Here is a 12,918-nt window from a genome sequence, read left to right as displayed (position 1 = left end):
AAACGACAATACGGATCATGAGACCGGAATAGAAGCAATGTCGATGAGCACTTCATCATCCAGCGTCGCATGCAGCAGAAGCGGGAGGTGATGGCTTGATGTGAAGCTGGCCGGCTCGTAGCTGTTCGCAACCGGATGATCGGGCAGCAGGCCAAGCTGAATATAGGTTTCGGCTAGCAGCTTGCTGCAGAAAAAATCTTGGAACGATGTGCGGATGCCTAGCTTGCCTTCCAGCACCTCGAGATACATGTGAAGATGGCTTGGGAACGTCGCTTCATAAACCTGTTCCATGAACGAATTGAGCTTCTCCAGCATCTGAGGCGTTCGATCGACGTTCAAGCGGCGGATCGCAAACTTCCCATCGTATTTGCAGCTGACGTCTGTCGAGAGCCGATCAACGAGGCGCACCAGCTGCGGGCCGGGCTTTTGGTCATGGAAGCGCACATCCTCCAGATTGTCGAGCGACGTGGATTCCCACAGCAGCAGCTGATCGTCCGGCGTGCGTACGATCATGGCGACATGGGACCATTCGCAATGCTCCAGCTTCTCGATTCGCTGGCTGCCTGCCCCGATACCGCTTGCAAAAAAGATATCTCCAGTTTGAAGCTCGCCTTTCAATTCTTCGAATGTTACCGTCTTTGGCGACATTGGTACCCCTCCATGAATTCGTGTTAAAACCTATTTTGTCATTAATGATACTGGATGAAATAGAAGGGTCTGTCAAGACATCATGTTGCGTGCAGCATTACATAAAAAAGGCCGAATCCGATTCTTCGGATTCAGCCTCTTCTTTATGAAGGATTCCGCCATTCGCTCACAGCAGCGCGATAACGAGCAGCTCGAACAGAACGAGCGGCAGCACGGCATTGAAGGGCATGAATCCGCGCGGATCCTGCCAAGCGCATTGCAGATAAAGGCAGCGCTCGTCGACGTGTACGATGACGCCTGTATACTTGTGGCCGTCGACCGTCTCAACGCAAACGTGACGATGCATATAGCTGCCGCAGACGGGATTGAGTTTGCTCCGAATGTCTCGTACGTGCTTGGCGTGGTTCGCATCTGCCTTGTAGATGACCTTCTGGTGATCGTGAATGGCTACTTGCTTATGGGGCGCTTCCAGTTTCTCGTATTTATCGACTTTTTCGACCTTCTCGATTTTCATATGTTTATCGTGCTTATCTAGCTTTTCCATGGGCGATCTCCTCCCCGTATGCTGTTGCCCTATCGTATGCGGGCGATCGCCCGGCGGTGATTCGATTCGCTTGATCGTGTACAATAAGGACTAGAGGGGGATTTGAATGGCATTTTCAAAAGTGTTTTTCATTAACCTGAGCGTCCTTATTACGATCGCTTACCTGTTCAATATCGGCTACAAATATTTGTTCCCGAACGTATCGGAGCGGCTCAAATATGCGATCTCGATGCTCGTGTTCGTCCTGGCGGGCTGGGTGACGATGCTGTTCGGCTTGCGCGTCGGCGACACGCAGCTGTTCGATCTGCGGTTCGTACCGCTCATTATGGCGATTCTCGTCTTCGCTCGGCCGGGCGCGTTTCTCCTGATTGGCGCAGGCATAGGGGCCGGACGATTATTTTATGGCGTGAACGACGCGTCTTGGGCAGGCTGTATGAATATGGCGATGCTCGGCGTGTTCGCGGCGCTCATTAATTGGTATCTGCAGCGTGTGGAATGGCGGTTTTTCTGGAAAGCATGCTTGGCTGTCGTTGGGATCAACGTGCTTAATGCGCTTGATATCGCCATTATGGGCGTCATTCCATTCGACGTGTATTGGCTGGAGGTTGCGCCGATTACGCTGCCGTTAGCGACGCTGCTGAGCGGGTTTTTCGTCTTTATGATTCGCGACTTCCACAAGGAGCAGCTGCGGATCGGCGAGCTGCGCGGCATGAATATTATTTTGCGGCGGCAGACCAAGGAGCTTCGCGAAGCGAAGCGCGATTTGGAAGAGAAGGCGCGTCAGCTGATGCTGGCCTCCAAGTATAAGTCCGAGTTTCTGGCCAACATGTCGCATGAGCTGAAGACGCCGCTGAACAGCATCCTTCTCATCTCCCAGCTGATCCGGGATAACGACGATGAACGCTACGGCATGGATGAGGTGCGCTACGGCGAAATCATTCATTCGGCAGGCAACGATTTGCTGCAGCTTATCAACGATATTCTTGACCTTTCGAAGGTCGAGGCGGGCAAAATGGACATCGTCATCGAGCCGATCTCGCCGCTGGATCTCGTCCAAATGATGCAGGCGATGTTCCAGCCGATGGCGGACCAGAAGTCCGTCGAGTTTTTGGTGGAATACGCGGAGGACGTGCCGGATACGCTCTATACCGATGCGCTGCGGGTGAATCAGATTATGCGGAACCTGCTGTTCAACGCATTCAAGTTTACGGAGAGCGGCTCTGTCACCCTCCATGTCGGCGTTGAACTGGCGCCCGAGAATACGACAGGAAAGCGGCGACTTCGCGATTGGACGAGCGTGCTTTACCGCGGGCGTACGGGGACCGGAGGCGGGGTAGCGGCCCGCAATGGCGAGTCGACGACGAACCGTATTCGCAAAACCGTGTTCGCGGCGTTTCCGACGACCGGGCTTGCCCGCACGGGGCAGAAGCGAACGGATGCGCCAGATGCGGGGGTTGCATTGCCCGTGGTGGCAGGCTCTCAGCCGATGGAAGCTGCAGGGGTTCTAATGGCGACGAAGTCGATCGAAGCGCTATCCGCTGAGCAGGGCGAGCTGTCCAGAAGGCTGCCGCGCAAGCAGGAGGCTGTCATGGAGCAATGGCTGACGCTTGCGGTCGAGGATACAGGCATCGGCATCGATGATGAGAAGCAGCAGCTGATTTTCGAGGCGTTCCAGCAGGAGGACGGTGCCATTAATCGCAAATATGGCGGAACCGGGCTAGGCCTATCGATCAGTCTGCAGCTGGCGAGGCTGCTTGGAGGATCATTGGCGCTGCGTAGCGAGAAGGGCAAGGGAAGCATTTTTACGCTGCGCCTGCCGCTCAAATCCGAGCCGCCTGAGCCGTCGGAATCGAGCGAAAGCTAATTTGGTTTTTTGCGAAAACCTGTTGACTTTCAAATTCGTGCGAGGTATATTATAAAAGTCGCCGATGAGACAAACTCGTCGAAACGACAAGCACGCTGATGTAGCTCAGCTGGTAGAGCAACGCATTCGTAATGCGTAGGTCGGGGGTTCGAATCCCTTCATCAGCACCACTTTTAAATCGTAGACGCGGTCCCATTGGGAACCGCGTTTTTTGCATTTATCATACTAAATTGAACGTGCAACAGGCAGCTAGTAGGAGGCCCGTTTATGTGGAGAACGAATGCGAGCAGTGTCGTTGCATTCTGTGCAATGACAAAGTTTGAGAGGGGTGGCTGCGCCGTCTCCCATTGTAATTCTTACAACGGGAGGGAGTGCCGGCAGAAAGTTGTGCAGGAAAATGCGTGTTCTTACAGGTTTCCATTGTATGGTTTGCAATGAGGAGCTCTAATTGCGAGGCATGGGACGGTCCTCATTGCACACATTGCAACGAGGATTGCCCCCAGTCTCGGACAAAACGTCGGCTCGGTCTTCAGACCGAGCCGCTTTCGTTCCTCCGCCGCTGTAGCGGCTTATTCGGTTTGCGTATACTTAGCGTAACAGTGTTATGTTACATCGCTTTGCTGTGTGCATGGCAAGGAAATGAGGGTGACTCATGGAGCAGGAGCTGATTTCAAAAAAAGAGCTGCTTGAGCGCACGGGAATCTCATATGGTCAATTATACAGGTGGAAGCGAAAGCAGCTCATTCCCGAGGAATGGTTTATTCGCAAAGCTACATTCACAGGGCAGGAGACGTTTTTCCCGCGCCAGCTGGTGCTCAGCCGCATCGACCATATCGTGCAGTTCAAAGAGGATCTGTCGCTGGACCAGTTGGCGGATCGCTTATCTCCGCTTCAGGCGGATATTCGGATCCGGGAAGAGGAGCTTCGGAGCCGGTCCATCGTTTCTGCTGATCTCTTGGCTCGTTACGCTGGACCGTTCCTTCAGGAGGGGGCGCTGTCCTTCGATCTAGCGTTTTATTTGTATGTGCTGGATCAGCTAGGCGCATCAACCTCCAGCGCGCTGTCGGATGCCGATGGACGCAGGCTGCTTAGGCTTCTGCAGGAGCATTATCCGCAGGTGGAGGGGAAGCAGAGCGAGCTGATTATGCTAGGCGCCCAAGGCCTGAGCCTGTTTATGCTGCAGTGCGGCTTTGGCGAGCTGTATACGGATGAGCAGGCAACGGTTTCAGTCAGACTTTCGCTTGGCGAATTGATGGAGTCATTCAAGATGAAGCTGTATAGCTTTGAAGCGTAAGTCAAGATGAACGGAAGGCAGGGGAGCGATATGATCGGCGTAGAAACGGTGGAAGCGGGCTTAAGAGATTTGAGCCTGCAAGGCACAGGCAAGTCCGGGGGCGGACGCTTTCGCCGTGTCACTATGGAAGGGATTTCGACCATTAACGGCAATCTGGTCTGCGAGCAGTTCAAGCTTGATGGGGTTGGTCGCGTCAATGGAGGGATCCAGGCGAATTTCTTCGAGGTCCACGGCGTGTTCAGAAGCCAAAGCGGCATTAAGGCGCACAAGGTCGAGGCGGAAGGGAAGCTTAGCGTCCATGGCATGTTCAGAAGCGAAACGTTCGCGATTAACGGCTTGCTGAAGCTGACAGGCGATTGCGTGGGCGAGCGGTTTGCGATGTATGGCGGGTTTTCGATGGAAGGGATGCTCAACGCCGATACTGTTGAACTCGATATGCAGACCCGCTGCGCGGCTAAGGAGATCGGCGGCTCGATCATTCGCGTACGGGCTGCGCACGGCGGTTGGAAGCGGCTGATCGGCTGGGTCGTCCCTGCTTTGCGGACCGAGCTTGTGGCGGAAACGATTGAAGGCGATGAGCTTACGCTGGAACACGTGCGTGCGCAAGTCGTACGCGGGCGCGATGTTGCCATCGGCGCTGGCTGCCGCATCGATCGGGTGGAATATACGAATACGTTAACCGTTCATGAGACGGCTATCGTGAAGGAACGCAAACAAGCTTAGTGGAAGGGGGATCAAGGGAATGGAGCATACTTATCCAAGCAATATGAGCGTTACGGGAAGCGGATCGATTGCTAGCGGCGCGTATAACAAAGTGAAAATAATCGGCGAGTGCGAGGTGCTGGGCGCGCTCGATTGCGAAACGTTCACCTGCATGGGCACCTGTATCGTCTTGGGGCCGGTTCGGGCGGGTTATTTTAAGCTGCAAGGCGAAGTGACGGTGAATGACGATTGGAGCGGCGGCGAGCTCAAAGGAATGGGACAATTGACGGTTGGCGGACATATTCGCGGACGAACCATTAGCTTAATGGGGCAGCTGGCAGCAAGCCAGAGCGTAGAGGCGGAGACCATTTCAGTGAAGGGGGCAGTCGAGCTCAAAGGATTACTGAATGCCGAACGGCTAGAGCTGCGCCTTTATGGCCCCAGCTACGTGAAGGAGATCGGAGGCGGCCGCATTGACATTAGGCGGAGCCGTTGGTCGACGATCAAGGGGTGGATTGCGCCGCAGAAGCATACCGAATTAATCGTATCGACGATCGAAGGCGATGAAATCTATTTGGAGCATACCCGTGCTGACGTCGTAAGAGGCAATCGCATTCATCTAGGAGCAGGATGCCAGATCGGCCGCGTCGAATATACGCAGTCGCTCCATGTTGCTCGACAAGCGGTCGTTCATTCAGAAATTCAGTTGTAGATCAGGGAGGGATTTTTGCAAATGTTAGCTACGCAAAGCAATCGGCTCGGATTTGTCGTAGCAGGCTTGCTGCTCGGCATTTTCGTCGCGGCGATTGACAATACGATCGTCGCTACGGCGATGGCAACAATCGTATCGGATTTAGGCGGTATGGAGAAATTCGTATGGGTAACCTCCGCGTATTTAGTAACGGAGATGGCGGCGATGCCGATTTTCGGCAAGCTGTCGGATATGTATGGGCGCAAACGCTTCTTCATGCTCGGAATCGGCTTGTTCCTGTTAGGCTCGATCTTATGCGGCACTGCGCACAGCATCGTCGAGCTGAGCATTTATCGCGCGATTCAAGGCATTGGCGGCGGTGCGCTCGTGCCGATCGCCTTCACGATCGTATTCGACGTGTTTCCGCCGGAGAAGCGGGGGAAAATGGGGGGCTTGTTCGGCGCTGTATTCGGCACGTCGAGCCTGTTCGGACCGCTGCTTGGCGCTTATTTGACCGATCATATTCACTGGCGCTGGATTTTCTACATCAACCTGCCGCTCGGCCTTATCGCACTGGCGCTGGTGTACCTGTTCTATCGCGAGTCAATGGAGCATTCCAAGCAGCAGATTGATTGGTGGGGCGCGACGACGCTTGTCGGATCGATCGTCTGCCTCATGTTCGCGCTGGAGCTGGGCGGGCAAGAATACGCATGGGATTCGACAGCCATCATTGGCTTATTCTCGATCTCGGCTGCATTGATGGCGGTCTTCCTCTACGTGGAGACGAAAGCCAAGGAGCCGATCATCTCGTACGATATGTTCCGCAAGCGGCTGTTCGCTGCAAGCACGGTTATCGGGCTCTTGTATGGCGCGGGGTTCATTACGTTCGCCATGTACATTCCGATCTACATTCAAGGCGTGACGGGTGGAACCGCAACGCAATCGGGGCTTTTCCTGCTGCCGATGACGCTCGGCTCGGTCGTTGCGGCACAGCTAGGCGGCATGTCGGTAGGCCGAACCTCTTACCGGAACGTGATGCTCTTCTCGGCGGTTATCTTCATCATCGGTACGCTGCTGCTGGGGACGATTACGCCCGACACGCCGAGCTTCCTGCTTACCATCTACTTGATCATTGCAGGCCTTGGCGTCGGCTTCTCGTTCTCCGTGCTCGGCATGTCGGCGATTCACCACTTTGATGTGCGGCAGCGCGGCTCCGCCAACTCGACGATGGCGTTCCTTCGTTCGCTCGGGATGACCGTTGGCCTGACGGTGTTTGGCATTCTGCAGCGTAATCTGTTAAAGGATGACCTCAGCTCCGTATTCAGCGGCGGCGGGGCGCCGAGGGCAGGGACTGACCAGTTCGGGGATGTGCGCCAATTGCTTTCGCCCGAGAACCGGGCACAGATACCGACTGATGTAATGGACAAAATCGTCGATGCGCTGTCCTCGTCGATCTCGACGATGTTCCTCTGGGCGATCATCCCGGCGGGACTCTCGTTGGTTGCTGTGTTCTTCATGGGCAATGACCGGCTGATCATTCCAAGCCGAGGTCAAGCAGGCAAGGCGCAGCAGGAAGCGTCGGTCAGCTCACAGAAGCGGTAGCGGTAGCAGTAGCAGTAGAAGAAGAAGGCATCAGCATTAAGCCTGGCATGGAAAAGAACGATAAGGGACAATCCGCCATTAGGGCTGGTTGTCCCTTTCGCCATTTGTACGCGTCGGCAATTGACATGGCGAGCTTGTATGCCCTTTAGCGATGCATGTCCGAGAATATACGGATGACGGTTACTTCTTGTCCATACCTTTTGGCTGCCCCGTCATATCTTATGGTGAGCATGTCAGAAGGGAGGAATGATGAATGACTTTCAAAACAGCTGGAATTCGCATCAATCGAGTACGGGTGATGAGCGTGGCCAAGCGCAATACGCGCACTTCTTCTTCTTGCGGCTGTGATCACTCAAGCGGCAATCGCAGCAGCAGCGGCAACCGGAGCTGCGGCCACAAAGAAGACCCTGCCGTCGATGCCATTCAAGAAGCTGGAGACGAAATTAGCTGCATTTTTGGTCAACTGAAAAACAGATGGGTCGCTAACGAGCTGGCAATGGCTATTCGTGATCGCAACGGTCGTCAGGTAGAGCGCATACTGAAGCATTGCGGTTGTGACTGCAAAGTGGTTGCATTCTTCTGTACGTACGATTCGGATTGCGTTCGCGTATGCTGTCAATTCGGCAAGTGGAATGAAGTAAAAGTGACGTTCGATATTTGTATCAGCAAAGTGAAAAACCGCTGCTAATCGTTCATTCTTCGGCCTAATCGGCATGGATCGACGGCTCCCGCTGGGGGCCGTTTTCCATTTGGCGCGGAACAGCAGAGGTACCCGCTGCATATGCTACCGCAAACGACTATAGGCCAACGCAGGGGTGACTTATGCCAACGATACCGAATTTCCCGCCGCAGCTGCTGGAGGAGCATCGCATCTGGCATCATACGAATCATGTGCAAAGCAACTTCGTTCCTTTCGGATGGGGGGAGCGGTTTCTTCGGTTTCATCGCCAGTTCATTCGCAAGGCGTTGAATTGGTATGGGCAGCAGGGCTATGATAACCGGTTTGTTGCGCCTTGGGAGCAAGTGCCGGAAGCGATTCGCAATGCGCCTTGCTATAACCGCTCCGCCGAATTCCGCATTGCATCGCAGCCGCAGTCGTTCGCGACGCTGGATGAGCTGGGGCGGTTTATGGAGTCGAGCCAGCTTCACGGCTGTATCCACGAGACAGCGGCAAGAGTTTATCGCGAGCCTGACATCAATGATTTTGACCTAGCGCCTCGGAATACGGTGTTTTACAGCATTCATGGCTTAATCGACCAATGGTATGCGAACTGGGAGGCGGCGACAGGACAGCGCGGGGCGGGACGGCGTCCTTTTCTCAAGAAGGATGAACGGTCCAGATGACCTAATAGCAATAAGCCAGACAAGTGCTTCCACAAGGGAGCGCCTGCCTGGCTTATTGGGCGTCATGATGAAGTGAGGGATTGAAGCATTCGGAAAATATCGATGTAATAGCGCGGATCGCGCGGTACGAATTGCGCAGCCGTAACGGATCGAACTGTCGGCATAAGCTGGCCTTCTGCATCAAGCTCAGCGCCAGCCGCCGCGATCTCCGGCAGCCGTCCCTCGAATAAATCGATCATCGCCTCCAGCTTCGCCTCATAGATGCCGGATACTTCCTCTGCCTGCAGCTTGAACGAGGTCAGCGGCAAGTCGCATACAAGTCCGAACACGTGGCTAAGCTCCCTGTCGATGAACGGACGGCCATTCACCTCGCCCTCCGCCTGCTCGCGCCACTGCATCAGCGGATGAAGGGAGGCGAAGGGGACGGCAATGCCGAGCTCTTCTTCGAGCTCGCGCACAGCATGTGCAAGCGTCTCTCCCGCCGCTAGATGCCCGGCTGCCGTAATGTCGTAATGGCCGGGATTCGTGTCCTTCGTAAGCTGGCGCAGCTGGAAGCGTACGAAACGGTCGCCGCCCTGGCGGCGGGTCAGCCAGCAGTGGAAGGTTTGATGCCAGTGCCCAAGCGCATGCGTCTGGGCGCGGGTGGCTTGTCCGAGCGGCCGCATGTCCTCGTCATAGATATCGAACCATTCTTCTGCCATCGGCTAGCCCTGTGCAGAGTGAGCTTGCTCCAGATGCGAGGTGCAGTGCTTGCAGCGCGTTGCGCGAATCGGAACGAGGGACAAGCAGTGCGGGCATTCCTTTTCTGTTGGCGCAGCCGGCTTCTCTTCAACGGGCTTGCGCTGCAGTTTGTTGATCCCTTTGATCATAAAGAAAATACAGAGCGCGACGATCAAGAAATCAAGCACGACGTTAATGAATTGGCCGTAGGCGATGACGGGAATGCCGCTCTGCTGGGCTTGAGCAAGCGAGAGCGAGGACATCGGAGTGCCATCGGCAAGCGCGCCGCTTTTGTCCAGGTCCTTCAAGTTAATATAGAGATCTTTGAAGCCTTTTTCGCCGAGCAGCATGCCGATAGGCGGCATTATGATATCGTTAACGATCGATGTGACGATTTTGCCGAATGCGCCGCCGATAATGACACCGACAGCGAGGTCGATGACATTGCCTTTCATAGCGAATGTTTTAAATTCCTTCAGTAAAGAACCCAATGATATGCCTCCTCGGAAGAACATCCTCCCTTAATTTACAGTACATTATACCCGCAATAGATAGGTTTCGAACAGGTCTATGAGGCAAAATGCGCATAGCAATGCGGATCTAACGACAAATAGGACTAAAGAACTAAGTATATAAAAAAGGATTTTATGGAAAATTGTCGAAAATAAACCGACGATAACGATACGAACAAAGAGGGTCTGGTCCGATCATGAATGAATATATCGATACGAATATGAGGACGGAGCTGTTGGTTTTTTTGGTCCTTGCGTTTGTCATTATCGTCTTCTCCTCCTTTACGATGTTTACGCTGATCACTCATCTCAAACGGGAACAATCGCGAAGACGCCATGTATGGCTGCTTGGCGGATCGGCTGTGTTTGGCATTGGCCTGTGGTCGATGCATTTTCTCGCGTTGCTGTCGACCAACCACTATTCATTTATTAACATATCGATGCTGCTTACGCTGTTCGTCTCCTCCGGGCTAGCTTACTTCTCGTTTCTCGTGCTTGGGAGCGAGCGAATAGGGCCCTTCTTCGTCCGGCTAGGGCTGGCTACCCTGCTGCTGGGCTTAGGAAGCTTGCTTCTGCACTACTTAAACCGATTGTCCGGTCCAGTAGAGGCGTTTCATTTTGATCCCGTCATGTTCGGGTTGTCGATTGTCCTCATCCTATTAGGGGCAGCGATAGCGCTGCTGCTGCATGAGATGAACCCGGAATCCACCGCATGGCCGGCAAGCATCGTCTTGGGCAGCTCATGCATGATGATGCATATGCTTGGGATGAGGGGGCTGTCCTTCGCATATAGCGAGGTCATGACGACCGAGCGGCTCAATGAGTATTATATGGTGCTCGCAGTGATGCTGGGGCTCGCTACACTCGCGATTCTTGGCATCAGCCTGATGACAAGGATGTCTGATCGTCGTTATCGTCAAGCAGACCAGCGCTACAAGCAGCTTGTCGAGAATTCCATCGACATGATCGCCGTGCTCGACGGCAACCATTGGGAATATATTAACCGGTCAGGCCTTCGACTGTTTAACGCCTCGGAGAAGGAAGAAATGGTAGGCAAGTCCATTTACTTATTCCTGCACCCTAAGCATCATGCCGAAACGGCAAGGCGCATTGGCATATTCGAAGCGGGGAAGACGTACCCGCCGGAGGAGCTTGAATGGTTTACGGTTTGCGGCAAAAAGCTGTATACCGAGGTTGTAATTGCGTCCACGACGCTGCGCGGCCGGCCAGCCTTCCAATTGATCGTTCGCGACATCTCGGAGCGCAAGAAGAACGAAGAGCTGCTCATTAACTCGGAGAAGCTGTACGTTGCAGGGCAGCTGGCGGCCGGCATCGCCCATGAGATTCGCAATCCGCTGACATCGCTTAAGGGCTTCTTGCAATTGATTTCGACGGGCAGAAGCAATGGACGGAACTATTTTGACATCATGAAGTCGGAGCTGAATCGAATCGAGTCGATCGTGAGCGAGCTGCTCATGCTGTCGAAGCCGCAGGTATATGAGCTGACCCACCATGATATGCGCCAAGTGCTCAACGATACGGTCATGCTGCTGGAGGCGCAGGCCTCCCTGCACAATACCGAAATTGTAGTTGAGACGGACCCTGCCCCGTTATGGACGTTCGGCGTGGGGAATCAAATAAAACAGGTATTCATAAATGTAATAAAAAACGCGATTGAAGCAATGGAGGACGGCGGCAAAATCGTCATCACGAGCAGGCTTGAGGATGGCAACGTCGTTACCCGGATTATCGACCAAGGACCAGGCATTCCGAAGGAGCAGCTGGCCAAGATGGGGCAGCCGTTCTATACGACCAAGGACAGAGGAACGGGGCTTGGGCTCATGGTGACGTTCAAAATTGTCGATAATCATCAAGGACGCATTCAAGCGCACAGCGAAATGGGAGAGGGTGCGACCTTTGTCATTTCGTTCCCGTACACGACTCCGCCGCAAGCTGGCGAGCCATCCGGACAGACGCCGGAAGCAGCGGGGGCGCTGCGGTCAGGAACCACCCTAAGGTCATTGAATTGCTCGATCGATGAAGCGAGCATTCGCGAATTGCAAAAACCGTAATTTTACGAAACCGCTTCTTCCTTGCATCGTATCTATGGCATACCCAAGCGAAGCCCTTGCGGCTTAAATCATGATTATGGGAGGAGATTATCGATGTTTAATCGTTTTTTAGCTAGTATCGGAATCGGTAATGCGAAGATTGATACGGTATTGGAAAAGTCGCGGTACGCGCCAGGCGAAGAGGTTCGCGGCGTGGTCCGTATGCAAGGGGGCTCGGTCGATCAGCGTATCGAGACAGTCCAGCTGTCGGTCATGACGGAATATATCCGTGAAACGGATGACCATAAGCATCGGCATCACGCCGAAATCGCACGTTTTCATGTCACGAAGCCGTTCACATTGCAACCCAATGAGCGCCAAGAGGTTCCATTCTCTTTCCTTTTGCCTTATGAAACGCCCTTGACGATCGGACGCGCGCCGGTATGGATTAAGACCGAGCTCGATGTTCGCGGCGCGGTTGACCCGGGGGACACGGACCGCATTGAAGTTCAGCCTTCGCAAGGACAGCATGTCGTGCTGGAAGCACTCTCGCGCATCGGATTCCGCTTGCGTGAGGCAGAATGCCAATATGCGGCTCGACTGGGCGGTCGGATGCCATTCGTTCAGGAGTTCGAGTTCGTGCCAACGACGCAATTCCGCGGCCAGCTCGATGAGCTGGAAGTGACGTTCTTCAACCGCGGGCAGGAGCTGGAGCTGCTCTTGCAGATTGACCGCAAAGCGCGCGGCTTGGGCGGCTGGCTGTCGGAGGCGATGGACATGGATGAGACGTTCGTTCGCGTAACCTTCACAGAAAGCCAGCTTGCGCAAGGGCCGGATGCGATTGCCCATCAGCTGGCGGATATTATCCACCGTTACGTGTAAGAGAACAAGCAGCATACGCATTACTTGAGCCCGAAGCATCGCCGCAAGGCGGGCTTCGGGCTTT

Annotated in this window: 12 protein-coding genes, 1 tRNA gene and 2 pseudogenes; 11 read left to right on the top strand and 4 right to left on the bottom strand. The window is 54.3% G+C overall.

The window, feature by feature from the left end; translation table 11 throughout:
• Nucleotides 1-15: 15 nt before the first annotated feature.
• Nucleotides 16-648, bottom strand: a complete 633-nt coding sequence (locus tag PAECUDRAFT_RS14270) for a C40 family peptidase (RefSeq protein ID WP_006038805.1) — start codon at nucleotides 646-648, stop codon at nucleotides 16-18.
• Between the two features lie 166 nt (nucleotides 649-814).
• Nucleotides 815-1,192 (bottom strand): hypothetical protein, encoded by a 378-nt coding sequence (locus tag PAECUDRAFT_RS14265; protein ID WP_006038804.1) that lies wholly within the window; start codon nucleotides 1,190-1,192, stop codon nucleotides 815-817.
• Between the two features lie 106 nt (nucleotides 1,193-1,298).
• Between PAECUDRAFT_RS14265 and PAECUDRAFT_RS26735 the strand changes: the two are divergent.
• From PAECUDRAFT_RS26735 to PAECUDRAFT_RS14225, 9 genes and pseudogenes are all read left to right on the top strand, one after another.
• Nucleotides 1,299-2,189 (top strand): annotated as a pseudogene (locus tag PAECUDRAFT_RS26735) (histidine kinase dimerization/phospho-acceptor domain-containing protein); the annotation flags it as partial.
• A gap of 519 nt (nucleotides 2,190-2,708) precedes the next feature.
• Nucleotides 2,709-3,011 (top strand): annotated as a pseudogene (locus PAECUDRAFT_RS26730) (ATP-binding protein); the annotation flags it as partial.
• A 139-nt stretch (nucleotides 3,012-3,150) separates the two neighbouring features.
• Nucleotides 3,151-3,226, top strand: a tRNA-Thr gene (locus PAECUDRAFT_RS14255).
• Nucleotides 3,227-3,708: 482 nt separating this feature from the next.
• Nucleotides 3,709-4,350, top strand: a complete 642-nt coding sequence (locus tag PAECUDRAFT_RS14250) for a DUF4004 family protein (protein ID WP_006038801.1) — start codon at nucleotides 3,709-3,711, stop codon at nucleotides 4,348-4,350.
• A 6-nt stretch (nucleotides 4,351-4,356) separates the two neighbouring features.
• Nucleotides 4,357-5,073: a hypothetical protein gene (locus PAECUDRAFT_RS14245; protein ID WP_144266542.1), complete on the top strand. Its 717-nt coding sequence runs from the start codon at nucleotides 4,357-4,359 to the stop codon at nucleotides 5,071-5,073.
• Nucleotides 5,074-5,092: 19 nt separating this feature from the next.
• Nucleotides 5,093-5,764: a hypothetical protein gene (locus PAECUDRAFT_RS14240; RefSeq protein ID WP_006038799.1), complete on the top strand. Its 672-nt coding sequence runs from the start codon at nucleotides 5,093-5,095 to the stop codon at nucleotides 5,762-5,764.
• 21 nt (nucleotides 5,765-5,785) lie between these two features.
• The gene (locus PAECUDRAFT_RS14235) at nucleotides 5,786-7,345 is read left to right on the top strand and encodes an MDR family MFS transporter (RefSeq protein WP_006038798.1); all 1,560 of its coding nucleotides are present in this window, start codon (nucleotides 5,786-5,788) and stop codon (nucleotides 7,343-7,345) included.
• Between the two features lie 253 nt (nucleotides 7,346-7,598).
• Nucleotides 7,599-8,033: a hypothetical protein gene (locus PAECUDRAFT_RS25690; protein ID WP_006038797.1), complete on the top strand. Its 435-nt coding sequence runs from the start codon at nucleotides 7,599-7,601 to the stop codon at nucleotides 8,031-8,033.
• Between the two features lie 134 nt (nucleotides 8,034-8,167).
• A complete protein-coding gene (locus PAECUDRAFT_RS14225; RefSeq protein ID WP_006038796.1) occupies nucleotides 8,168-8,689 on the top strand; it encodes a hypothetical protein in 522 nt (173 codons plus the stop codon).
• Nucleotides 8,690-8,751: 62 nt separating this feature from the next.
• On the opposite strand, the gene PAECUDRAFT_RS14220 is transcribed toward PAECUDRAFT_RS14225, so the two are convergent.
• Nucleotides 8,752-9,390, bottom strand: coding sequence for an NUDIX hydrolase (locus tag PAECUDRAFT_RS14220; protein ID WP_006038795.1), 639 nt, complete (start codon nucleotides 9,388-9,390; stop codon nucleotides 8,752-8,754).
• A gap of 3 nt (nucleotides 9,391-9,393) precedes the next feature.
• The gene (mscL, locus tag PAECUDRAFT_RS14215; RefSeq protein WP_233516771.1) at nucleotides 9,394-9,906 is read right to left on the bottom strand and encodes a large conductance mechanosensitive channel protein MscL; all 513 of its coding nucleotides are present in this window, start codon (nucleotides 9,904-9,906) and stop codon (nucleotides 9,394-9,396) included.
• A 212-nt stretch (nucleotides 9,907-10,118) separates the two neighbouring features.
• Between mscL and PAECUDRAFT_RS24755 the strand changes: the two genes are divergently transcribed.
• Both PAECUDRAFT_RS24755 and PAECUDRAFT_RS14205 read left to right on the top strand, forming a co-directional pair.
• A complete protein-coding gene (locus tag PAECUDRAFT_RS24755) occupies nucleotides 10,119-11,993 on the top strand; it encodes an ATP-binding protein (protein ID WP_006038793.1) in 1,875 nt (624 codons plus the stop codon).
• Nucleotides 11,994-12,086: 93 nt separating this feature from the next.
• Complete coding sequence (locus tag PAECUDRAFT_RS14205) at nucleotides 12,087-12,854, top strand: sporulation protein (protein ID WP_006038792.1); 768 nt, start codon at nucleotides 12,087-12,089, stop codon at nucleotides 12,852-12,854.
• The last annotated feature ends 64 nt before the right edge of the window (nucleotides 12,855-12,918 follow it).

The sequence above is a fragment of the Paenibacillus curdlanolyticus YK9 genome, assembly GCF_000179615.1.
GTDB lineage: Bacteria > Bacillota > Bacilli > Paenibacillales > Paenibacillaceae > Paenibacillus_T > Paenibacillus_T curdlanolyticus.
Note: the sequence above shows the minus strand (reverse complement) of the source record. Positions and strands in the feature narration are given on the sequence as shown.